The sequence below is a fragment of the Prauserella alba genome (assembly GCF_024171735.1).
Lineage (GTDB): Bacteria > Actinomycetota > Actinomycetes > Mycobacteriales > Pseudonocardiaceae > Prauserella > Prauserella alba.
Genome location: NZ_JAMTCH010000005.1, coordinates 459,559 through 482,810 on the forward strand (window position 1 = coordinate 459,559; position 23,252 = coordinate 482,810).

Annotated in this window: 21 protein-coding genes; 12 read left to right on the top strand and 9 right to left on the bottom strand. The window is 68.8% G+C overall.

All coding sequences use genetic code 11. The annotated features are described in order from the left end of the window. Position 1: 1 nt before the first annotated feature. Complete coding sequence (locus tag LY12_RS17730) at positions 2 to 2,440, top strand: FdhF/YdeP family oxidoreductase (RefSeq protein ID WP_253858141.1); 2,439 nt, start codon at positions 2 to 4, stop codon at positions 2,438 to 2,440. A 120-nt stretch (positions 2,441 to 2,560) separates the two neighbouring features. On the opposite strand, the gene LY12_RS17735 is transcribed toward LY12_RS17730, so the two are convergent. Beyond that, positions 2,561 to 3,040 carry a MarR family winged helix-turn-helix transcriptional regulator gene (locus tag LY12_RS17735; protein WP_253858143.1) on the bottom strand — a complete coding sequence of 160 codons (480 nt, stop codon included), beginning with the start codon at positions 3,038 to 3,040 and terminating at the stop codon, positions 2,561 to 2,563. Between the two features lie 166 nt (positions 3,041 to 3,206). Here LY12_RS17735 and LY12_RS17740 point away from each other — a divergent pair, with 166 nt between their 5' ends. The 6 genes from LY12_RS17740 (at position 3,207) to LY12_RS17765 (ending at position 10,609) form a co-directional block, all read left to right on the top strand. Further along, positions 3,207 to 4,289 carry an FAD-dependent oxidoreductase gene (locus tag LY12_RS17740; RefSeq protein ID WP_253858145.1) on the top strand — a complete coding sequence of 361 codons (1,083 nt, stop codon included), beginning with the start codon at positions 3,207 to 3,209 and terminating at the stop codon, positions 4,287 to 4,289. Positions 4,290 to 4,347: 58 nt separating this feature from the next. Further along, the gene (locus LY12_RS17745; RefSeq protein WP_253858147.1) at positions 4,348 to 5,205 is read left to right on the top strand and encodes an SDR family oxidoreductase; all 858 of its coding nucleotides are present in this window, start codon (positions 4,348 to 4,350) and stop codon (positions 5,203 to 5,205) included. A 246-nt stretch (positions 5,206 to 5,451) separates the two neighbouring features. Continuing rightward, complete coding sequence (locus LY12_RS17750) at positions 5,452 to 6,402, top strand: NADPH:quinone oxidoreductase family protein (protein ID WP_253858149.1); 951 nt, start codon at positions 5,452 to 5,454, stop codon at positions 6,400 to 6,402. Positions 6,403 to 6,531: 129 nt separating this feature from the next. Further along, a complete protein-coding gene (locus LY12_RS17755) occupies positions 6,532 to 7,203 on the top strand; it encodes a TetR/AcrR family transcriptional regulator (protein ID WP_253858151.1) in 672 nt (223 codons plus the stop codon). A 625-nt stretch (positions 7,204 to 7,828) separates the two neighbouring features. After that, the gene (locus LY12_RS17760; RefSeq protein WP_253858153.1) at positions 7,829 to 9,049 is read left to right on the top strand and encodes an acyl-CoA dehydrogenase family protein; all 1,221 of its coding nucleotides are present in this window, start codon (positions 7,829 to 7,831) and stop codon (positions 9,047 to 9,049) included. A gap of 36 nt (positions 9,050 to 9,085) precedes the next feature. Continuing rightward, complete coding sequence (locus LY12_RS17765) at positions 9,086 to 10,609, top strand: class I adenylate-forming enzyme family protein (protein WP_253858155.1); 1,524 nt, start codon at positions 9,086 to 9,088, stop codon at positions 10,607 to 10,609. A 20-nt stretch (positions 10,610 to 10,629) separates the two neighbouring features. Here LY12_RS17765 and LY12_RS17770 read toward each other — a convergent pair whose 3' ends face one another. From LY12_RS17770 to LY12_RS17805, 8 genes are all read right to left on the bottom strand, one after another. Continuing rightward, on the bottom strand, positions 10,630 to 11,904 hold the full coding sequence (locus tag LY12_RS17770) for a benzoate/H(+) symporter BenE family transporter (RefSeq protein WP_253858156.1): 1,275 nt from the start codon (positions 11,902 to 11,904) through the stop codon (positions 10,630 to 10,632). A gap of 105 nt (positions 11,905 to 12,009) precedes the next feature. After that, a complete protein-coding gene (locus tag LY12_RS17775) occupies positions 12,010 to 12,522 on the bottom strand; it encodes a flavin reductase family protein (RefSeq protein WP_253858158.1) in 513 nt (170 codons plus the stop codon). Between the two features lie 10 nt (positions 12,523 to 12,532). Beyond that, positions 12,533 to 12,889 (bottom strand): cupin domain-containing protein, encoded by a 357-nt coding sequence (locus tag LY12_RS17780; protein WP_253858160.1) that lies wholly within the window; start codon positions 12,887 to 12,889, stop codon positions 12,533 to 12,535. Beyond that, positions 12,886 to 14,358, bottom strand: a complete 1,473-nt coding sequence (locus LY12_RS17785) for a 4-hydroxyphenylacetate 3-hydroxylase family protein (protein ID WP_253858162.1) — start codon at positions 14,356 to 14,358, stop codon at positions 12,886 to 12,888. Before LY12_RS17785 ends, LY12_RS17780 begins: the two co-directional genes overlap by 4 nt. Beyond that, complete coding sequence (locus tag LY12_RS17790) at positions 14,358 to 15,035, bottom strand: DUF2848 family protein (RefSeq protein ID WP_253858163.1); 678 nt, start codon at positions 15,033 to 15,035, stop codon at positions 14,358 to 14,360. The genes LY12_RS17785 and LY12_RS17790 overlap by 1 nt, the downstream gene beginning before the upstream one ends. A gap of 141 nt (positions 15,036 to 15,176) precedes the next feature. Next, positions 15,177 to 15,974: a nitrilase-related carbon-nitrogen hydrolase gene (locus tag LY12_RS17795; protein WP_253858165.1), complete on the bottom strand. Its 798-nt coding sequence runs from the start codon at positions 15,972 to 15,974 to the stop codon at positions 15,177 to 15,179. A gap of 105 nt (positions 15,975 to 16,079) precedes the next feature. Further along, a complete protein-coding gene (locus tag LY12_RS17800; RefSeq protein WP_253858167.1) occupies positions 16,080 to 17,063 on the bottom strand; it encodes an AraC family transcriptional regulator in 984 nt (327 codons plus the stop codon). Positions 17,064 to 17,170: 107 nt separating this feature from the next. Further along, positions 17,171 to 17,344 (bottom strand): hypothetical protein, encoded by a 174-nt coding sequence (locus LY12_RS17805; protein ID WP_253858170.1) that lies wholly within the window; start codon positions 17,342 to 17,344, stop codon positions 17,171 to 17,173. Between the two features lie 30 nt (positions 17,345 to 17,374). On the opposite strand from LY12_RS17805, the gene LY12_RS17810 reads away from it, so the two are divergent. From LY12_RS17810 to LY12_RS17830, 5 genes are all read left to right on the top strand, one after another. Next, positions 17,375 to 18,745, top strand: a complete 1,371-nt coding sequence (locus LY12_RS17810; RefSeq protein WP_253858890.1) for a DUF222 domain-containing protein — start codon at positions 17,375 to 17,377, stop codon at positions 18,743 to 18,745. 609 nt (positions 18,746 to 19,354) lie between these two features. Next, on the top strand, positions 19,355 to 20,224 hold the full coding sequence (locus LY12_RS17815; protein WP_253858172.1) for a phage tail tip lysozyme: 870 nt from the start codon (positions 19,355 to 19,357) through the stop codon (positions 20,222 to 20,224). 143 nt (positions 20,225 to 20,367) lie between these two features. After that, the gene (locus tag LY12_RS17820) at positions 20,368 to 20,985 is read left to right on the top strand and encodes a class I SAM-dependent methyltransferase (protein ID WP_253858174.1); all 618 of its coding nucleotides are present in this window, start codon (positions 20,368 to 20,370) and stop codon (positions 20,983 to 20,985) included. 263 nt (positions 20,986 to 21,248) lie between these two features. Then, complete coding sequence (locus LY12_RS17825) at positions 21,249 to 22,091, top strand: SAM-dependent methyltransferase (protein ID WP_253858176.1); 843 nt, start codon at positions 21,249 to 21,251, stop codon at positions 22,089 to 22,091. A 161-nt stretch (positions 22,092 to 22,252) separates the two neighbouring features. Continuing rightward, positions 22,253 to 23,227 (top strand): peptidoglycan-binding protein, encoded by a 975-nt coding sequence (locus LY12_RS17830; protein WP_253858178.1) that lies wholly within the window; start codon positions 22,253 to 22,255, stop codon positions 23,225 to 23,227. Positions 23,228 to 23,252 lie beyond the last annotated feature (25 nt).

Consider the following 23,252-nt stretch of genomic DNA (forward strand, 5'->3'; position numbering starts at 1 on the left):
CATGGGCAGCGACGACACGGCGGACACGGTCGAAGGGGACGAGGGCACCGTCGAACACGGGCCGCGTCCGGAGGCGGCGTCCGACCGGAGTGCCCCGACGTCGGAGCGGCAGTCCGTCCCCGGGCTGATGTCGGACACGCCCCGCCAGGGCGGTACGGGCCCGGCGACCGACGGTCGCTGGTCGCAGCGGCCGTATCACCACCCGGCCGCCGGATGGGGCGCTGCGGCGTCGGTCATGCGGGTACTGGCTCGTGAACGTGCACCGGTCAAGGGCACCCGCGCGATGTTCGACATGAACCACGCGGAGCGGAGTTACGACTGCCCCGGGTGCGCCTGGCCCGACGACACCAAGGGCCTCAAGCTCGACATCTGCGAGAACGGCATCAAGCACGTCACCTGGGAGATGACGGGAAAGCGGGTCGACCGGGAGTTCTTCGCCGCCCACTCGGTTTCCGAACTGGCCGAGTGGACCGACTTCGACCTCGAGAATCAGGGACGGCTCACCGAGCCGATGGTCTACGACGCCGCCACCGATCACTACGTGCCGATCAGCTGGGCGGACGCGTTCGAACTCGTCGGCACGGAACTGCGCGGGCTGGACGATCCCGGTCAGGCGTCGTTCTACACCTCGGGCAGGCTCGGCAACGAGGCGACGTTCCTCTACCAGCTGATGGTCCGCGAGTACGGCACGAACAACCTGCCGGACTGTTCCAACATGTGCCACGAGGCCTCCGGCCGGGCGCTGCGGGCCTCGATCGGGACCGGTAAGGGCACCGTCGACCTGCACGACTGGGAGCAGTGTGACGCGCTGTTCGTTCTCGGGGTCAACGCCGCGTCGAACGCGCCGCGGATGCTGACGGCGCTGGCCGAGGCGCACGAGCGTGGCGCCGACGTCGTCCACGTCAACCCGCTGGTCGAGGCGGGTTCCACCCGCACGATCGTGCCCCACGAGTTCGTCGACATGGCGCGGTTCAAGTCGACCCCGACCAGCACCATGAACCTGCAGGTCCGTCCAGGAGGCGACCTGGCCCTGATGCGCGGCATCGCCAAGGTGGTGTTCGAGCGGGCACGCGAGACTCCCGACGTCCTCGACCACGAGTTCCTCGAATCGTCCACCCACGGTTTCGAGGAGTACCGCGAGCTGGTCGAGGCCACGAGCTGGGACGAGCTCGTGGCCCAGTCCGGGCTCAGCGAGGCCGACATCCGGCGTGCCGCCGAGGTCTACCTGCGCTCCGAACGCGCACTGATCAGCTGGTGCCTCGGCGTCAGCCAGCACGAACACGGCGTGGACACGGTCAGGGAGATCGTGAACCTGCTGTTGCTCCGCGGGAACATCGGGCGCGAGGGCGCAGGCCCGTCACCGGTGCGCGGCCACAGCAACGTGCAGGGCAACCGCACCTGCGGCATCGACCACCGGCCGGGGACCGAGTTCCTGGACCGGCTGGCCGAGGTGTGCCGGATCGATCCGCCGCGCGAGCACGGCCTCGACACCGTCCGTTCGATCGAGGCGATGCATGCCGGCGAGCTCAAGGTGTTCGTCGGCATGGGCGGCAACTTCGTGCGAGCCGCGCCGGACACCGAGTACACCGCCGAGGGGTTGCGACGGTGCGAGCTGACCGTGCAGATCAGCACCAAGCTGAACCGCAGCCACCTGGTGCACGGCACCAAGGCGTTGATCCTGCCGTGTCTGGGCCGCACCGAGCTGGACGAGCAACGTGGCGGCAAGCAGAGCACGAGCGTCGAGGACGCGATGAGCATGGTCCACCTCTCGTCCGGCAGGAAGCGGCCTGCGTCGCCGCTGTTGCTGTCCGAACCGGCCATCATCGCCGGCATGGCGCGGGCGACGCTGCCCGACAGTGCAACTCCGTGGGAGTGGTACGTCGAGGACTACGACCGCATCCGCGACGTCATGGCGCAGGTTCTGCCGGGCTTCGAGGACTTCAACACGCGTGTGCGGCAGCCCTCGGGGTTCCGGATCCCGCAGCCGGCCCGTGAGCGCACCTTCCACACGGGTTCCGGTAAGGCCGAGTTCTGCCACGCGAACCTGCCGGACGTCATCCCGGACTCCGCCGATGTGCTCGTCCTGCAAACGATGCGTTCGCACGATCAGTGGAACACCACGATCTACTCGAACAACGACCGGTACCGCGGGGTGCGCAACCTGCGCGAGCTGATCTTCTTGAACGCCGACGACATGCGTGCACGCGGAATCGAGGAGGGAACCCCGGTCGACATCGTCGCCACCTCCAAGGACGGATCGCAGCGATCGCTGCACGAGTACCGCGCCATCTCCTACGACCTGCCCCGTGGCAGCGCCGCGGGATACATGCCCGAGATGAACGGACTCATCGGCGCTGCCGACTACAGCGTCCAAAGTGACCAGCCGCTGATGAAGAGCATCCGCGTCCGGGTGGAACCGTCCACTTCGGCCGGCATGTAGCTCGACGAGCCCGACGCGGACCCCGAGTCCTGTTCGGTGCGACGCCGGTTCGGCGGGCCGGTGGCGTACTCGTGCGGTGTCAGCTGCTGGGCGTCCACTGCAACCCTCGGGTGAGACCGGTCAGCGACGGTGGTCCTCGGCGGCCGCGATCATCCGCGTGATCCGAGCGGTCAACTGTTCTCGTTCGGGTTCGTCGATGTCGCCGAGGAGTTCTCCGAGTCGAGCGATCACGCCGTCGTGCGTGGCGGTGCCCACCTGGAGGCCGTCGCTGGTCAGCGAGATCTGGTAGACGCGCCGGTCCGTGTTGCTGCGGGTCCGGACGACGAGGCCACGTTTCTCGGCTCGGTCGACCAGGCCGGTGAGGCTGGACTTCTCCAGGTCGAGCATCCGACCCAGGTCCGCCATCCCGACGGGACCGTCCACGAGGCGGCACAGCAACTGTGCCTGCTGCGCGGTGAGGTCGTGGTCGCGGCTGACCTCACCGAAGACCCGCTGCACCACATGCGACAGGCGCACCAGCGCCGTTTCGAGTCCGATCTCATCGGTCAGCCGCGGGCCGGGTGCCGTGACCGCCCGGGCCGACTCGGTGGTGTGGGTCATGAGCTCCTCCTACGGCCCCAGCGTAGTTGACGACTGTTCATAGTGCGAACTAATATAGTTCGTGTTATGAACAGTACGTGATAAGAACTACCTGTCAGTGGTGCTGTGCCGGCGGCGTTGTGAGAACGGTGTCGTGAGAACCAGGCAGTTGGAACGAGGAGGTGCGATGAGTCCTGGCGTCGTGGTGGCCGGTGGTGGATACGCCGGCGTGGCGGCTGCGCAAGCACTCGACGACGTGGCCGACGTCGTCCTGGTGGAGCCACGGGACCGGTTCGTGCACAACGTGGCCGCCTTGCGGGCACTGGTCGATCCGGCGTGGACCGAAGCGATCTTCTTTCCCTATGACCGGCTGCTCAGTCGTGGGCGTGTGGTGCGCGACCGGGTGACCCATGCCGACGGCGACACGGTGGTGCTGAGTTCGGGCGAGCGGCTGAACCCGGAGTACCTGGTGCTCGCCACCGGGTCGAGTTACCCGTTCCCGGCGAAGATCGCGGCCGACGACAGTGCGGACGCGGTCGCCGGGCTGCGTGCCACCCGTGCCTCGCTCGCAGCGGCGAAGCGGGTCCTGCTGCTGGGAGCCGGGCCCGTGGGACTGGAGCTCGCCGGTGAGATCAAGGCGGCCTGGCCGGAGAAGGACGTCACGCTCGTGGACCCGGCCGGCGAGATCGTCAGCGGTGGTTACCCTGACGAGCTCCGGACCGAGCTACGCGGCCAACTCGACGATCTCGGTATCGAGCTGCTCATCGGCACCTCGCTGGATGGCCGACCACCGACCGAGCCGGGTGAGCTCGCCGCGTTCACGGTACGCACGCACGCAGGCCGGGACATCGACGCCGATCTCTGGTTCCGTTGCTACGGCGTCACGCCCCACAGTGACTACCTGGCGGGCAGCCTTGCCGCGGCACGGCGCGACAACGGCCACGTCGAGGTCAGCGAGGATCTCCGAGTCGCCGGTCACGACCGGGTCTTCGCCCTCGGCGACCTGACCGACCTGCCCGAAGCCAAGATGGCCAAGGCCGCCGGAGAGCACGCCGAGGTGGCGGCGGCCAACATTCGCGCGCTGATTGCGGGCCACCCCGGGTCGGCGACCTATCAGCCCGCTCCCGCGGCCATCTCCTTGCCGCTGGGGCCCGCCGGCGGTGCCTCGTATGCGGCCGGCGTCGGTGTTCTCGGCCCCGAGCGGACCTCTCATCTGAAGGGCACCCACCTGCGGATGGACACCTACACGACACTCTTCGGCCTCGCCTGACCCCGACATGAGCCCCACACCCACTGTCCTTTCCGGAACGTATCGAAAGGATGCGCCGATGATCCTGGTGACCGGTGCGACCGGCCATGTCGGCCGCGCACTCGTGGACGAGCTGACCGCGACCTCGACACCGCTCCGGGCGCTGACTCGGACGCCGCCCCGGGCCGGATTCCCGCCCCGGGTCGAGACCGCCGAGGGCGACCTGTCCCGCACGGACGCACTGCGTGCCGCAATGGAAGGGGTCGAGTCGCTGTTCCTCGTCCTTCCCGACGGGCAGTTGCCGGCCGAGGTCCTGCCCACCGTGCGCCGGGCGGGGGTGCGCCGCGTCGTTCTGGTTTCGAGTCTGCTCGCCCAGACGCACCCGTCCTCGGTCATCGGAGCCGCAATGCTGACCGCCGAAACGGCCGTACGCGAGAGCGGTCTGGATTGGACGCTGTTGCGGCCGTGGGAGTTCGCTTCCAATACCCTCGCCTGGGCCTCCCAGATCCGCGGCGGGGACACCGTACGCCTGCCGGCAGCGGGGTTGGCCTCTCCGGTGATCCACCCCGCCGACATCGCCGCCGTCGCCGCCAGAGCGCTGACCGAAGACGGCCATGAGGCCAGGGTCTATCCGCTCACCGGGCCCGAGGCCCTGACCGTCGAGCAGAAGGTGACCGCGATCGGCACGGCCCTGGGACGCGAGCTGCACGTCGAGGTCCACGCCGATCCGCAGCCCGCCGACCACGTCGCCCGACAGGATCAGGGCGCAGTCACCGAGGACCCCATGATCCCGGGCGTGGCCACGCAGGAGAGCCCCGGTGTGCTGCCCACCGTGGAAGAGGTGACAGGAAACCCTGCCCGCGGCTTCCACTTGTGGGCCACCGAGAACAGCGATGCCTTCGGACCGCGCACGTGTCCCTCGGCGAACGATGCCTGACGCCGGCCGCGGCATCGCCGGCATGCTGCTCCTTGCCCTGCGGGTGGCGCCGGTGCAGGGCTAAACATGAATCCGAATTCGGAAAATCTTGAACCCGGGTTCACATTCGCGTAGCGTGCACCCCCACTCCCGGGCCGGTGATCTCGGACGGAAGGGGCGAGCAGGTACCGAGGACCTGCGCTGCCTGACCCGGGCGTGAACACGTCGTGGCACACGGAGTCATCGTCGAAAGGGTGTGACCCATCAATGCGCGCCATTCACATCAGCAGTCTCGACGGCCCTTCTGCGGTCGAAGTGGTCGATGTCCCGGCCCCGGCCGATGAGGAGCAGGTCACCGTCGATGTGAGGGCCGCAGGGGTGGCGTTCCCCGAGTTGCTGCAGACGCGGGGCCTCTACCAGGTCAAGCCGGAGCTCCCGTTCATTCCGGGTGCGGAGGTGGCAGGGGTGGTGACCGCGGCGCCCGAGTCGTCCGGGCTGGCCGTCGGAGACCGGGTCGCCTCCCTGTCGCTGCTGGGCGGTTTCGCCGACCGGGTACTGGCTCGCCCGGACCTGACCTTTCGCCTGCCCGACAGTGTGTCCTTCGAGGAGGGCGCCTCCTTCCTCTTCAACTACTGCACGTCCTACTTCGCCCTCCTCGAACGCGGGCACCTCGCCGAGGGGGAGACCGTGCTCGTGCACGGTGGCGCCGGAGGTATCGGCACCAGCGCGATCCAGGTGGCCAAGGCGTTCGGGGCCGGCCGCGTGATCGCGGTGGTCTCGGCCAAGGAAAAAGGCGATGTCGCCATGGCAGCCGGGGCGGACGAATTCGTCCTCGCCGAGAATTTCAAGGACGAGGTCGGCCGGGCTGTCGACGTCGTCCTCGACCCGGTGGGCGGTGACCGGTTCACCGACTCGCTCCGGACGCTGCGCGAGCACGGCCGCCTCCTCGTGGTCGGATTCGCCGCGGGCGACATCCCCACGGTCAAGGTCAACCGGCTGCTGCTCAACAACATCTCCGTGACCGGCGTGGGCTGGGGCGCCTACTCGATGCCGCGGCCAGGGCACGTGGCCACCCAGTGGGCAGCGATGGAACCGCACCTGCGCAGCGGTGCGCTGAAACCCGTGCTCGGACCGTCCTTCCCGCTCGAGCAGGCCGCTGACGCCCTGCAATGCCTCGAGCGGCGAGCCGCCACGGGGAAGGTGGTTCTCACGTTGTGAGCGGAGCCCGTGCCGGCCGCATCGGTGGCTGCCCACGCCGGACCGCACGCCGGTGTGGGCAGCGTCGGCGTGGGCGACCAGGATGGCTGCCGGGGTGTGGCACCATGCAGCTGCATCCAAGGAGGGCAGATGAGCAGCAAGAGCAGCGCGCGCGGCGAGTCGGCCGTGCCTCCGCTCGCCGACACGTCTGCGTTCCGTGCTCCGCCGGTGACGGCGCGGGGTGCCCGCACTCGTGCCGCTCTCGTTGCGGCCGCGCGCGTGGTCTTCGAACGTGACGGCTACCTCGACGCCAGGCTGACCGACATCACCGCCGAGGCGAAATGCTCCACGGGGAGCTTCTACACCTACTTCTCCAGCAAGGAAGAGGTCTTTCTTGCGGTCGTGGAAGAAGCTCAGCACGACATGCTGCACCCCGGCGCCCCGCACCTCGACGAGGACGAGGCCTCCCCTGCCGCGGTCATCGAAGCGTCGAACCGCGCATATCTCGAGGCCTACAAGCGCAACGCCAAGCTGATGCTGATCCTCGAACAGGTGGCCGTGGTCGACCCGAAGTTCCGAGAGGTGCGCCGCACCCGCAGCCGGACGTTCGCGGCCCGGAATGCGCGAGCCATCGCGAGGCTGCAGGAACAGGGTCTCGTCGACCCCGGCATCGACCCCAAGATGGCCGCGATGGCCTTGTCCGGCATGGTCTCGCGCCTCGCCTACAACGTCTTCTGCCTCGGGGACAAGGCGAGCATGAAACAGCTGGTCGACACCACGACGCGGCTCTGGGTCAACGCACTCAAGCTCGACGAGAGCTGAGGGAGCGGCGGCTGCGCGGGCCGCGCCCGCGCAGGCTGCGGGCCGGTGCCTGAGGGCCGGTGTTTGAGGGCTGGTGCCTGCGCGACTGTCCGTGCGGAAGTGCGGCATGGCGTGCCCGGTCGGTTCCGGTGCCGAAGGGAACTACGTTCTCGCCGACGCCGCCGAGGCGGCCGACGGGCGCTGTGGCCACGATCGACTCAACGCGCTCGCCTCGAATCCCGATGGAGTCGACGGCGAGTTCAAGTACGTGGTCGGCTCGATGTCTGCTGTGCCGCCGGTGTGCCCACTTCAGCCCAGTCCCCCGGGGTGGTGCGGGCAGTGGACTCGGCCCTCGGCTCCGGCGCTACCCGAAGATTGAATACGAATCCGGATTCAAGTATCGTGCGGCACCAGTCGAGACCGAGGAGTCGCGTATGGCGAACCCGTCGCTCCCTTCGTTTCCGGGGACGGTCCGTGGAATCCGCTCGAACTCGCGGGGAACGACTGCGACGCCGGGTTCGGCTGGTCCGGGATGTTCGATGCCGTGACGATCTCCGCCCGAGACCGGCGTGCGCAAGCCTTCGCGCGAGGCCTACCGAAGACAACTGACCACAGTGGCCGTTCGGCCACCGATGGAGGAGCGACGATGCTGGAGCTGAGCGAACGGGGCCGCGACTATCGGGAGCAGCTGCTCGACTTCATGGACGAGCACATCTACCCGGCCGAGGCGACCTACCGGACGCAGATGGAGGAGGCACGCGACCCGCACTTCCAGCCGCCGATCCTCGAGGAACTCAAGGTGAAGGCGAAGCAGCGCGGCCTGTGGAACCTCTTCCACCCGGACGGGGAGTGGGGCTCCGGCCTGACCAACCTCGAATACGCCCATCTCGCCGAGATCATGGGCCGCAGCCCGGAACTGGCGCCCGAGGCGATGAACTGCAACGCCCCTGACACCGGGAACATGGAGGTACTGACCCAGTTCGGCACCGACGAGCACAAGGAGAAGTGGCTCAAGCCGCTGCTGGACGGCGAGATCGCCTCGGCGTTCGCGATGACCGAGCCGGCCGTGGCGAGCTCCGACGCCACGAACGTCGAGCTGCGCATGGTCCGGGACGGCGATGCGTACGTGCTCAACGGGCGAAAGTGGTGGACGTCGAACGCGCTGCACAAGAACTGCAAGGTGCTCATCGTCATGGGCAAGACCGATCCGGACGCGCCCAAACACCGCCAGCAGAGCATGATGGTGGTCCCGTTGGACACCCCTGGCATCAGGGTCCTGCGGAACTTGCCGGTCTTCGGGTATGCGGATCGTGAGGGACACGCCGAGGTCGTCTTCGAGAACGTGCGAGTGCCGGTCACGGCTCTGCTCGCCGGCGAGGGCGACGGCTTCATGATCAGCCAGGCACGGCTGGGGCCCGGCCGCATCCATCACTGCATGCGCTCGATCGGCATGGCCGAGCGCGCCCTCGACATGATGATCGACCGGGCACAGTCCAGGGTCACCTTCGGTGCCCCGGTCGCCGACCGGGCGAACATCCAGGACTGGATCGCCGAGGCGCGCATCGAGATCGAGATGGCGCGCCTGCTGACGCTCAAGACGGCCTGGCTGATGGACACCGTCGGCAACCAGCAGGCCCGAGTCGAGATCGCCGGCATCAAGATCGCAGCACCCGAGGTCGCGCTGAAAGTCGTTGACCGGGCGATCCAGGTGCACGGCGGCGGTGGCGTCTCGGACGACTTCCCGCTGGCCTGGCTGTACGCCCATCTGCGCACGCTGCGTCTCGCGGATGGGCCGGACGAAGTCCACAAACGCACCATCGCCATGACGGAGCTGCGTCGCCGCGACCCGGCGTGGAAGAAGGCCTGACCGGCCAACCGCAACACGACCACGAGGAGCGGCCCCGTGACGAACGTTGTAGCGAACATCTGGAAACACGCCGACCAGCGCCCTGACGCCGCCGCGCTGCGGGAGGGCGACCGGCGCTGGACCTGGGAGGAGTTGCGGGCGCAGGTGTCCGGCGCTGCCGCCCTGCTCAGGGACCGAGGCGTGGCAGCCGGCGACCGGGTGCTGATGGTGGTGCCGACGAGCGCCGAGTTCGTCTTCGCTTACCACGGGGTGCTGGCCCTGGGGGCAACGGCTGTGACCGTCAACCCGGTCTCCGCCCCGCGTGAGCTGGAGTACTTCCTCGCCGACGCCGAGTGCAGCCTGGCCATCGGGTGGGACGGAGCGGCCGAGGCGCTGGTCACGGCGGGTGACTCGGCCGGGGTGCCCCGGTGGCTGCTCGCTCCCGACGCCATCGCCCCGGAGCGCGTCCCCTCCGACATCGCCGACGTCGGAGGGGAAGAGACCGCTGTCCTGCTCTACACCTCCGGTACCACCGGCAAGCCCAAGGGCGCCGTGCTGACGCACGAGAACCTGCTGTCCTGCGGGCGGATGCTCTCCGAGGCGCTCGACACCACCTCGGACGACCGGATGGGTACGGCGCTGCCACTGTTCCACGTGTTCGGCCAGGCCTCCGTGATGGCCGCTGTCTTCACCGTCGGCGCTTCGCTGTCCTTGCTACGGCCGTTCAGCGGCCGGGCCATGCTCGAGATGGCTGCGGAGCATCGGCTCACCGGGCTGGCGGGCGTTCCGACGATGTGGAACGAGATGCTGCACGCCGAGACCGAGTTGACGGCCGACGATTTCGCCGACCTCCGGCTGGCCTGTTCGGGAGGCGCGGCGCTCCCCGTCGAGGTGTCCAAGGCGTTCCACCGGCGTTTCGGTGCGTGGGTGCTCGACGGTTACGGGCTGAGTGAGACGACCGGCGCCGCGACGTTCAATTCCCTGGACATGCCCCGTAAGGAGGGCAGCGTCGGTCGTGCGCTGCCGGGGTGCAGGTTGACGATCCTCGACGAGTCACAGGAGCCGCTTCCGGTCGGTGAGGTCGGCGAGGTCGCGATCCAGGGCCCGGTCGTCATGCGGGAGTACTGGAACCGGCCCGATGCGACCGCGACGGTCCGGCACGGCTCGTGGTTCCTCACCGGCGACCTCGGCCGAATGGATTCCGACGGCGACCTCTTCATCGTCGACCGCAAGAAGGACCTCGTGATCCGCGGCGGCTACAACGTATACCCGCGCGAAGTCGAGGAGGTGCTCTACGGCCACCCCGACATCCTCGAAGCTGCGGTGATCGGCATCCCCGACGAACGACTGGGGGAGGAGATCGGCGTTGTCATCGCACCGCACGAGGGGCGGGCGGTCGACGCCGCCGATCTGCGTGCATGGCTGGAGCAGCGGCTGGCGGCTTACAAGATCCCGCGCATCTACCAGGTCGTCGACGCGCTGCCGAAGGGAAGCACCGGAAAGATCTTGAAGCGCCAGATCGACCGCGGCGACGTGCTCGCCACGGGCACCCGGCCGAGCCGGACCGCGCCCACGCGCTGACCCGGCTCGGCCGACCGCGCTCAGGTGTGTGCCCGGTTCTTGAAGTCGTCGAACTCGAGTAGCAGGGAAACGCCCAGGCCGGCGAGGAGCGCCCAGAACGGGCTGGAGATGCCGAAGATCGTCACGTCGCCCATGGCTACGACGAGGGCGACCAGTGCGCCGAGCTTGTATCGGCCCTCGGAGAACGCGCCCCGGAAGGCGATGATGAGGACGCCGAACATCGCCAGTCCGGCGACGGTGGAGATGAGTTCGCCCGGGAGCGCACTGACCAGGCCGACGGCGATGCTGGCGAAGAAACCGAACGTGATGAAGATGATGCCGTTCACGACGGCCGCGGCATAGCGCCGGTTGTGATGGGGGCCGGCCTGGTCGGAGCCGCAGATGGCGGTCATCGGACCGGCGATGCTGGCATTGTGACCGCCGAACCCGGAGACGAGGAGACTGGCGGCTCCGCTGACCACGGTGATGTTGTTGACTGGGGGACGGTACTTCTCGGCGATGAGGACACCCATGGACTGGATGTTCTCCGCCTGGATCACCAGTGCGAGTGGGATTCCCACGCCCAGCATGGTCAGCGGGTCGAAGTCCACGCCGACCCAGGTCGGCAGGGTGAGGTCGGCGCCGATGTGGGCCGATGCGAACGAGTCGGTGAGCACGGCCGCGACGATGCCGAAGGCCAGGGCTCCGATCACGCCCGGGACCGCCTTGACGAACCGGCTCAGCACCAGGAACCCGACGACCGCGGCGGCGACCAGGAACGGCCGCGTCTCGGCGGCGCCGACGATGTTGAGCGCGTATTTGAACAGGACCCCGCCGATCATGGCCATCAGGATGGGCATGGGTAGCCAACGCACCAGCGTGCGGACGAAACCGGACAGTCCGAGGAGTAACACGAGGACACTGGCCGTGAAATAGGCGCCGACCATCTCCGGGAGCGAATGGTCGGACAGGCTGGAGACGACCAGCGCCGCGGCGGGAATGCTCCACGCGCCGACGATGGGCTGCTTGTAGTACAGCGCCATGATCAGCGAGATGAAACCGCCGACCAGGTAGACCGTGCTGACCCAGGACACCGTCTGCGCGGTGGTGAGTCCGGCGTCGGTGGCGCCGTTGACGACGATCAGTGCCGGGCCGGTGCAGCCGAAGACCGCGGCGACGACACCGGCGCCGATCGTCGAGATGTCGAGGGAACGTCGGAGGCCCCGGAGCCCGGCGCGGTAGCCCGGGCCGGGTTCGATGAGCCGGTCGGACTCGTCGGAGCCGCCGATCTCGTGGTCCTCGATGCTCTGGGACATACGTGATCCATTTCGTCAGGCCGCATCCCGCAGGTGCGGCTCGGCTGATTCGGTCCCCGGCCGCCCCGGGCCGCGGCGTCGGCGCCCGGCCCGGGGCGAGGGTGATCAGAAGAACCAGTGCTCGGGTTCGGCGCCGTGGGGCGTGATGTCGCTGAAGCGACCCTGATAGAAGCCGAGCGGCTCTCCTTCCCGGGCGCACACGTCGGTGACCCTGCCGAAGACGACCGTGTGGTCACCGGCTTCGACGATGCGGTCGACGTCGCAATCGAGGTGTGCCAAGGCGTTCGGCACCACCGGAACGCGGTGGTCGCCGTACTCGAGGCCGAGGCCGCCGAAATGGTCCTCGCCGCGCTTCGCGAAGCGCATCGCGATCGGTTGTTGCCGCTGCGAGAGGAGGTTGACGACGAAGCGTCCCGAGTCGGTGACCGCGTCGGCACTGCGCGCGCCGTGGTTGAAGCACACCAGCAGCAACGGCGGGTCCAGCGAGACGGAGGTCAACGAGTTCATGGTCATGCCGTGGGGCTCGCCGTCGGCCTCGGTGGTGATGACGGCGACGCCGGTGGCGAACCGCCCCATGGTCTGCCGCATCGTGGTGGGGTCGACCAGTTGCGCAGTCATGGCGGGCATCTCACTGCTCCGCCGGGGCGGGGTACCGGACCTCGTAGGTGGTCACGCCCTCCTCGGAGCGCCACGGTCCGTGGGGCATGCCCGGCGGGCGGCAGGCGAACTGGCCCGCGTGGAAGGTCTGACCCAGCGTCAGGTCGGTGAAGGACCCTTCGATGATGTAGACCTCTTCCCAGAACTCGTGCTTCTGCACTCCGATCGGTGTCGAGTCGGCACCCGGTTCGTAGCGCAGGATCCGCGTGGCGACGCCGGTCGCCGGGTCGGTGGCGAGGATCCGCTCCTTGATCAACGGGTCGTCCCCGGGACACAGCGTGTATTCGATGTCGGTGATGTCGGTGAACTCGATCGCGGGCTTGCTCATCGCGGTGTCTCCGTTCCGGCGGTGCTGTAGCTCGCGAGGAACTCGTCGACCTCGGCGAGCGGTTGGTCGTAGCCGTAGTTGCGGTAGGCGTAGCCCTTCACGACGAAGGGAGCGCCTGCGTAGAAGAGTTCGTACTGCTGGTGCCGGCCGGCGAATTCGGAACCGATGGCGTCCCAGACAAGCTTGAACAGTTTGATCCGCTCCTCGGCGGGAGTGCCGGGGCTGCTGACGTAGCGGTCCATGTGGGCTCGCGTCGCCTCGCCCCGCAACTCCTCGACACTCGCGGGCAGTTGCAGTACGCCGCCGCCTGCGAGGTCGCGCAGGATCCCGATCACCCGCGGGTGGATCTCGGACTGCAGCCCCATGGCCCCGTACAACGCGCGTGCCCCGGGGCGGCACAGCCCCTGGTCGTCGCTGTCGGCGGTGTGCTCGGCGGCGAGCACACCCGATTCGACGATGGAGACCAGGCTGGCCAGCTCGCCGAGTTTCTCCACGACTCCGGGGAACTTGTCGACACCGTTGACCTCGGCGACCTTGCGGGCCAGCCCTGCCAGGAAACGCAGCTTGGTGGCGAATCGGATCTGCGCCTGCCAGTTCCCGAGCACGTGGGCTCCGGTGCCGAAGAACTGCTGGCGGAGGCCGGGCACGTCCTTGTAGACGAAGACGTTCTCCCAGGGGATGAAGACTTCGTCGAACACCAGGAGCGCGTCGGTCTCGTCGTAGCGCGACGTGAGCGGGTAGTCGTACTCGCTGCTGGCTCCCGGCGCGTACGGCCGCCTGCAGTACAGCGTCAGCCCTTCGGCGTTGACCGGGACGGTGAAGCTGACCGCGAAGTCCTCGTCCTCGGCCTGCAGGGGCTTGATGCAGGAGACCAGGATCTCGTCGGCGACGGCGCCGCCGGTGGCGAGCATCTGCGCGCCCTGCACGACGATGCCGTCGGGGCGTTCCTCCTTCACCCCCACCTGGATGAAGTCGCCTTCCCAGGCATGCGCCGTGGTGGCGCGGGAGACCTGCGGCGGGATGATCGCGTACGAGACGTACAGGTCGTCGTCGACAACGCGGCGATGGAAGGCGCGGACGTTCTCGGCCAGGTTCTTGCCGGGGCCCCGGTCGTCGGCGAATGCCTCCGGGTGGCTGGAGAACGCGGCCAGGAACGCGCCGACGTGGTCGGGAGAACGCCCCACGAAGCCGTGCGTCTCGGTGGCCCAGACCTGAGCGGCCTCCCGGTAGGCCGCCAACTCCCCGGCGTCCCGTGGCGGAAGGAAGAGCCGGTTGACAGCCCGTCCGGTCTCGGGGTCCTCGGTCTGCATGTCGTTGGCGGGGTCGGCCGCCAGATCGAAGAGGCGTCCGATCGTCCGGGCGATCGGCGCGAAGGCGGGGTGTTCGGCGACGTCCTTGACCGGCTCGCCGTCCACGACGACGCGACGGCCGTCGCCGAGCGAAGCCAGGTAGTCGGTGCTGGTGCGCATCAGTTCTTCCTCACGGCAGTGGTGTAGGTGCATTCGAGGGCGGGCTGTCCGGGAACGTGGAGGCGCATCCGCCATTCCCGGCCGAAGCGGAACTGGCCGTCGAGCAGCGGCATCGTCCCTCCGAAAAGGACCATCGAGGCGCTGTCGGAGCCGAACGAGTCCCATTCGGCGAGAACTTTGGTGATGGGGAGCAGCTGGGCGAGGGTGCCGTCCTGGTAGAGCTCGTCGTCCAGCCAGCAAGTGGCCGTGATCTCGTCCCACGGCAGCGATTCGGGCCGGGTGCCCAGGTCGATGACGGTGCCGGCCACGGGCTTCGGGCACGCACCCTTGGACGCCTTGATGTCGTGACGTTCCAGCGCCCGGTCGGTGTGGTCGCTGCCCACCGTCAGGTAGTGGTGCCCGTTGCTGCGAACGAGGACGGGTTCGACCTCGCCAGAGGTCTGCTCCCCGGCGACCTCGACGTCCCCGGCCACGCTCAACAGGCCGGTGTCCAACTCGTAGAAGGCCGGGATGCTGTCCGGCTCGGGGACGCCGATGGCTGCGAGTTCGACGATGTGGTGCCGGACCGCCTCGCGGTCTCGTCCGGTGTAGCCGGCGACGACGAGGCGGCCGGGCGTCACGTCGACCTGCTCGCCCTCGACGGTTCGTAGCCGGAGCGCGGTGGCTGTGCTGGCCATGACTCTCCTTGACTGTTCGGGGATGGGTGGGAGGGACGGTCGCTGTTCCGGAACCGGCCCGGGACGGTGCGAATGAGATGGCGCAGGGGTGTGGTGCAGGTGGGGTCGAAGCGGCGCACCGGTGGCGGGCGCCGAAGCGGGCTACGAGATGGGCACCGGCCAGCGGCGGTCGGCGAGCGCGGAGAATTCGGCGCGCATCGCCGGTGGGAGTTCGGAATCGACCTCGGCGTAGGTGAAGCCTTCTTCCGTGCCCGCTTCCACCAGGACTTCGCCGGTGGGCGCGACCACGCGACTGTGACCGCCGAGCGCGACGTCGTGTTGCCGGCCGACGGCGTTGCAGGCGATCAGGGTGGCCTGCTGTTCGACGGCGCGGACCGAGGTGAACAACCGCCAGTGCTCCAGCCTGGCCGCAGGCCAGGCCGCGCACACGATCAGCTGTTCGGCGCCTTCGTCGACGAGGCTGCGAAACAGCTCGGGGAATCGCAGGTCGTAACACGTGGTGATGCCCGAGGTGGGGCCGGCGACGTGACCCACGCCGAGCTGGTCACCGGGGGTGAGCAGCTCCGATTCCCGCGAGCCGTAGCCGAACAGGTGCACCTTGCGATAGGCCGTGACGACGGCCCCGTCGGGGGCGATGACGGCCGAGGTGTTGTGGAGTCGGCCGTCGGCACCGGCCTCCACGAAGCTGCCGAGGTGGACGAACAGGTCGAAGGCACGTGCCCACGTGCGCGCTGCCGTCAGCGTGGGGCCTTCGAACGGCTCGGCGCGGGAGGCGTACTGCTCGAACGAGAAGTACCCGGCCGTCCACATCTCCGGAAGGACGAGCAGATCGGTGCCGGCCAGGTCGTGCTCGGCGTCGATCATGCCGGTCACGCGGGCGATCCGGTCCTCGACGGACTCCTCGGCCGGGCTGGCGAGTTGAAGGAGGGCGACATGCATGGCTCCACCCTCGCGTGATGCACGGCACACGGATATCGGATGGACGCCGAGCCGTACTCGGAATCGCGCAGTGACACCGTGCCGGGAAGGGCCCGGTGCGGGAGGTCAGCGCCGTGTCGTCAGCAGTTTCGAGGGTGTCGTGCCGTACCGGCGGCGGAACGCGGTGCCGAACTCGCCCAGGTGGAAGAAGCCGCAGCGATAGGCGACGTCGGTCACCGACAGCCCGGGCGCTCCGGCGGTCAACAGTGCGTGTGCGCGTTCCAGCCGCTGCTCCCTGAGCCACTGCAGCGGTGAGGACCCGACTTCGCGCCGGAACGTCTGCTGCAGGGTCCGGACACTCGTGCCGCACGCCTCCGCGACGGTCGTGACGGTCAGCGGTTCGCTCAGCCGATCCAGCATGAACTCCATCGCCTGCCGGACGCGTGGTGAGTCGGGCCCGCACCGACCGGTGCCGGTCATGGCCGCCCGGTTGTTCGGCTGAGTCATGAGCAGTGTCTCGAGGATCAGCTGCTCGAACTGCCACACCAGTCGCGGGCGCCGGTCGGTGATCTCGGACCCGGCCAGACCCAGGGCCGATTCCAGCAGACCGTCGAGAGTCGCCACTCCCGGCGCGAGAGCGAGATCGAAGTCGACGGGCCCGACGTCGCCGGTCAACGCCGCCGCGGCCGACTCGACTCGCTCGCGGTCGAGCCGGACGACCAGCTGGTCCCAGGTCGGGTCGAAGTCGAACGCGAACTCGCGATGGGGCCCGATGATGACTCCGCGGTCGGGTGTGGCGGTGGCGACGTCGTTGCCGTAGCGGAAGGTGGCGTGGCCCGACAGGGGGAGCGTGAGCAGGTAGTCGTCGAGTGCACCGTCGCCGGAACTGACGGTGACCTCGGTGCCGTAGCGAAGCCGGTTGACCGACGTGTCCTGCAGCCGGACATGCACCAACCTGGTGGACAGGTGGGAATCCCCTGCCTTCACGGTGAGGGAGTGCGGCCGCAGCGTGCCGGTACAGGCGTCGACCGTCCGCCCGGCATCGCCGGTACCGGACAGGATGGTGCGGCCGCGATGCTCCGCGAGCCGTGCCAGCGACGGGGCACTCATATCATCACCCCATGACAGGTGAGTCGTCCGGATTCGGTGCTTCCTCGATCGGGACGTTCATCCTGTGCGATGTCGTGCGCTGCGTCAACGGTGAAGCTCCGGCGTCGTCAACGGTGGCTCGGCGGCGGCGTGCGTTTCACCGGTGGTCGTCGACCCAGTTCCGGCGCCCGCTCGGCCGGCCCGTTCTCGCGCGCGATCGATGCCACCGGCCGGGCCGGCTCGACCACCATTTCCTCCTCGTCTGAGACGTCACTCCATTGTGCAATGGTGTGTTCGTACACCAGTTCGATAGCGTGGGTGTTGTGGATGACATGGGGGACGGCAGAGTTGGTGACGGCGGTGTTGGTGGCAGGATCGAGCAGTTGCGGGGCTTGCGGGTTTGGCGGGCGGGTCTCGATGCTGAAGAGCTGGCGTTGCTGGCCGACCTCTCGGCGGCGGTGGGTGACGATCGTGGGTTGGCGGAGGAGTTGACCCCGGTGTTGCGCGTGTCGACGCGGGAGGTCGAACGTCGTATCGCCGAGGGGAGGTCGTTGACGCGGCGGATGCCGCGGCTGCTCGCATCGATGCGCGCCGGCGAACTCGGGGCGCACGGGGCGCGGCGGGTGTTGACCGTGGTCGATCCCCTCGACGACGACGCGGCCCGGCAGGTCGACGGTCTGCTGGCCGACAAGCTGGTGGAGGCGCCGGAGACGGCGTGGCAGCCGGGAAACCTGGCCCAGCGCGCACGCCGACTCGTGGAAAAGGTGGACCCCGGCGGGCACACCCACCGTGCACGGCGGGCACGCGCGGAGCGTCGGGTCGAACTCACGCCGGGCGAGCACGCGATGTCTACGTTGGAGGCGAGCCTGCCCGCGGAGGTTGCGGCGGCCTGCTATTCGCGGGTCGATGGGATGGCACGGTCACTGCGCCGCGGTGGCGAGCAGCGCACCCTGGAACAACTACGTGCCGACGTGACCGCCGACCTAATACTGGGGCGCGATGTCGGCGTGACGGCGCCGGAGGCGGCGGCCATGGTCTATCTGCACGTCCCGATGGATACGGCCCTGACGATGTCTGATGAGGGGTGCGAGCTGGACGGCTACGGACCGATTCCGGCGCCGATCGCGCGGGAGATCATGACCAACGCCCGCAGCACCTGGCGGGCCGTGCTGTGCGATCCCGGCACGGGCGAGCCGGTCGATCTGGGTCGTACTCGGCGGCGGCCCAGTGCGGTGATCCGTGACCTGGTGCGGGTGCGGGACCGGGAATGCGTCATGCCCTGGTGCCACCGGCCCGCCCGACACTGCGACCACGACCACCAACACCCCTGGGCCGTGGCGGGCGGCACCGCCGGCGCCGGTGGTGGGTCCACGTCGGTGGCCAACGGCGGCCCCCGCTGCCGACGACACCACCGCCTGAAAGACCAACCCGGCTGGAACACCCGTTACAACCCGACTCACGGCATCACCCGCGTCACGACCCCACACGGAGCGACCTACACCAGCCGCCGCGAACCCGTCCTCACCCCCACACGACGAGCCCCGGCACGCGACACCCAGGCACACCACGCCCAAGCACGCGGTACCCAGGCACGCCACGGCCAGGCGCCCGGCGCCCCGGCAGGCCGTCGAACCGCCCCGGCCAAAACCGCACGAGGAACCACCGACCCGAAACGGCAGAACGACGACAACCCACCCTTCTAGGACGTGACGTGTTGTCGAACCCGCCGCGATCTCCACTGACTCACGGGCGCCACTGACTCACGGGCGCCACTGACTCACGGGCTCCACGACTCAGCGGTCGCCCTCGCGGCGTGCCCTGAGTGTCGTTGCTTGCACGCACGGAGGAGGTGCCCCGCGGGAAGGCGTCCGGTCCGTTCCGGCATCGGCTCTTGTCGGAGATCTCGCAGTGTCGCCGTCTGTTTCGGCCGCGTGGGCAGGGTTCCGGACTTCGCTGCGACAGCTCGGACAAACCGGTCGCACGACGTCCGAAAGTCGGTAGTTTCCGCCCCGCGTGACGTTGCACGCTTGAGGCGTGAGCGCGACGCACGGCGGGTGCGGTGCCGGTTTTCGCTGCCCGGTCGGGGAGTGAATTCGCTGAACGGCGGTGCACGTTCCGTGGCGTTTCCTGGGGGAGACGGCGATGCCTCGAGCTCACACGGAAAACGAGAACTCTACTGGGGAGAGGTCCGTGCGCGTTGCGCGCCGTGACCTCGTGAAAATCTGGAGAAATGAATGCCAAATGAATATTCGCGGGCGCGGAGATCGCCGCGTGGTCTGCTCCGGGCTGTTGCCACGGCGGCGGGACTGCTGATGGCGTCCGGCACCATCGTCACCGGCCCCGCGCAGGCGCAGGAAACCTCGGACGTCGAAGCAGGTGGCATGAGCCCGAACCAGGGAATCGCGCCGACCGTCATCCGGGAGAACGAGCGGCGGGCGTTCGAATTCTTCACGGCCAAGGGCTTGACGGACCGGCAGGCAGCGGGCGTGGTCGGTAATCTGCGACAGGAATCCGGTGTCGACCCTCGCGCGATTCAGGATCCCGGCCCCGGAAGGGGAATCGCACAGTGGAGCGTCGGTGGGCGCTGGGACACCGACCCCACGAACCTCATCGCATTCGCGAACAACCGTGACAAGAGCCGCTGGGGACTGAACATCCAGTTGAAATTCATCTGGCACGAGCTGAACGTGAATTCCCGGTTCGGCAAGTCCGACCTGCTCTCGGCAACCACGATCCGCGAGGCGACCGAGGTGTTCGCCGAGAAATACGAAGTGTGCGGCCACTGCCTGACGGACCAGCGGGTGGAGTACGCCAAGGATGCCTTCGACCGATACGCCGGCGGTGGCGGCGGTTCGGGCAACCCCTACACGCCCGGCGAGGTGTGCGGATCCGGGTTCAAGGTCATCAACCAGCACGGGCTCAACGGCAACGGCCGGGTCTACCTGATGTACAACGGCGCCACCGGCAAGAACTGCGTCACCACGATCAAGAACACCAAGATCGGGAAGAAGAGCCCGACGTCGGCGTTCCTCAAGGTGCAGAACGGCACCCGTGGCGAGGACAAGGGCAACTTCGGCTACTACGCGGGCCCGGTGAAGAAGTACGCGGCGGGCCAGTGCGTCAAGTGGGGCGGATCGGTCGGCGACAAGTCGTATGCCAGCGGGTTCGAACACTGCGGATAGGATCCCGTGTTGCGGCCTCCGGGGACCGTGTCGCGTTCTCCGGAGGCCGTGTTGCTCCGCCTGCTTCCCGACGCCCACCACCGCGAGGGCGGTGTCCGCGGGTCGGGGGCGATTCCCGGGCCGTGTGGCTGGACAATGGCACCGTGGTGGAAACGAGCCTCTGGATGCAGAAGGTGGCCGAGAACCCGGGCCACTCCGACTGGTACATCGAGCGGATGCGCGGGCTGGCGCGCGCGGGTGACGATCTCGCAGGTGAGGCGCGGCTGGTGGACGCGCTGGCCCCGCGTGGTGCGCGCATCCTCGACGCCGGATGCGGACCGGGCCGGGTCGGGGCGGCGCTGGCTGCCGCAGGGCACGATGTCGTGGGAGTGGACGTCGACCCGGCGCTGATCGCCGCGGCCGAGCAGGACTATCCCGGGCCGCAATGGCTGGTCGGCGACCTGGCCGAGCTGGACCTGCCCGCAAGGGAGATCCCGGCGCCCTTCGACGTGATCGTGTGTGCCGGGAACGTGATGCCGTTCGCCGCGCCGAGCACCCGCGGCACCGTTCTGCGGCGGTTCCGCGACCATGTCGCGCCCGATGGCAGGGTCGCCGTGGGCTTCGGAACCGACCGCGGATACTCGGCGGACGACTTCTTCGCCGACTCCGCCGAAGCCGGATTCGACACCGACCACGCGCTGTCCACATGGGACCTCAGGCCGTTCGGCCCGGAGTCCGCGTTTCTCGTGGCCGTCCTGAGCCCCCGATCCGCCGCCGCGTGATGCCCGGCGGTGCGGGCCGGAACGAGACGGCGTGAGGCAGCGTGGGCCGGCGTGAGGCAGCGTGGGCCGGCGCGGGACGGCGCGGAGTGGGACCGAATGACGTGGAGCGGAGCGCTGGTGTGCTGCGGACCGCGGTGCAGGTGCCAGCCGACCAGGGCAGACGCCCGCTTGCCGGAAGGCCGAGCCACCGTGATCGTCGGTGAGCTACGCTGCGCGGGCGAGGTTCCCGCCGTTGTGATGTCCGTGTAGCGAGGTCGGTCCGAATGTCTGCTTCCCGTTCCGAGTCCTTCTCGTCCGACGTGGTGCACATCGACACCACGACGCCGAGTATCGCCCGCGCCTACGACTTCGCCATCGGCGGGAAGACGAACTACGAGGTCGACCGTGAGCTGATCCACCGGATGGACGAGGCCGTGCCGGAGGTGCGGCAGATCGCGATCAGCAACCGGATGTTCCTCATCCGTGCGGCGCGGTTCCTCGCCGCGAAGGTGGGTCTCGACCAGTTCCTCGACTGCGGCTCCGGCCTGCCGACCGCGGAGAACACGCACGAGGTCGTGCAACGGCTCAACGACGAGGCCCGGGTGGTCTACGTCGACAACGACCCCGTGGTCCTCGCACACGGCCGCGCGATCCTCGAGGAGAACGAGCACACCCGCCTCCTCGGCGCCGACATCTTCCGGCCCGAGCAGGTCCTCGACAACGAGCTGGTCCGCGAGTTCCTCGACTTCTCCCGGCCGATGGGGCTGTTGCAGGTCGCCACCCTGCACCACCACGACGCCGAGTTCGGCCTCCCGCCCGTCGACGTCATGCGCGCCTACATCGACGCGCTGCCGTCGGGTTCCTACGTCGCGTTCACGCACTTCCTCGACCCGGAGAACGAGCACACCGAGACCGCCATGCGCGTCCAGGAGATCATGCGGGGCGCCGGCGGCACCGGCCGTGGTTACTGGCGCACGCGAGCGGAGATCATGGAGCTGCTCGAAGGTCTCGACCTGATCGAGCCCGGCCTGGTCATCAACGACGACTGGTGGCCCGACGGTCCCAGGGTGGGTGAACTGTCGTCCGCGGCTCAGTGCATCGCCGCCGCCGTCGGCCGCAAACCTTAGACGCCGCCCGTACCCGCGCCGCGCACCGTGGCCGACCCGTCGTTCGACGGGCGGCCCGGTACTGTTCACCCGCCCTCGGACGGTCTCGAACCTTCGTAGGTGCCGCCTGAGTTGTCCGATTTGTAGCGTGACGATCGTTACCGGCCACGAAGGGCAGCGACATGTGTGAACAGTGTGAAGTGCCGGACGGCAGCCCGGACGTCGACCCCGACCAGCGGCGGGGAGTGTCGCGAAGGGCCATACTGTCCGGCACGGCGATGGGAGCCGGAGCACTGGCCTTCGGGCTGTTGGGTGCGACCGGCACGGCGTCGGCCGCGTCGCTCAAGAACGGCGCCTGGCGCAACCCCGCCCAGGGCTACTTCCCGACGGGTGGGCATTTCGGGGCCGACCGCGGCGGCGTGCCCCACGCCGGTCAGGACGTCACCAATTCGACGGGAACTGCCGTCTACGCGGCCTCGGGCGGTCGCGCCTACCGGGTCGGCTGGGGCGTGCTCTCCGGCCGCACCGGGAACGGCATCATCCTCTTCCACGGCAACAGCACCTACACCTACTACGGCCACCTGAGCCGCTTCCGGGTCAGCGAGGGCTCCTGGGTGTCGGCAGGGGAGTGGATCGGCGACATGGGCACGACCGGCAACGTGACCGGTCCCCATCTGCACTTCGAAACCCATCGCGGCGGCCTGAACGGCATCGTCGACCCGGTGTCGTTCATGCGCGCACGTGGTGTGGACCTCGGCGGCGGCTGGTCGGCCATCGACCCCGGAGCGTCGGGCGAGGTGGTCGAGGTGATCCAGTACCTCATGCGCTACCACGGCACGAACCTGGTGATCGACGGCGACTACGGCCCCGTGTCGGTCTCCGCCGTGAAGTCGTTCCAGTCGTCGCAGGGGCTGTACGTCGACGGTCAGGTCGGCCCGAAGACGTGGGCGGAACTCGTCGCCACGGCACGTTCCGGTTCGGGCGGCAACCACGTGAAGGCAGCCCAGACGGCGCTGAACATGCGCAGCGCCGGCCTGGCCGTCGACGGCGACTGTGGCCCGGTCACGGTGTCGGCGATCCGTTCGTTCCAGAGTGTCAACCGGCTCTACGTCGACGGTGTGTGCGGGCCGGTGACCTGGCAGGCCCTCGTCGGCTGAACCGCCGGCATCGCCTGCGGAGCGC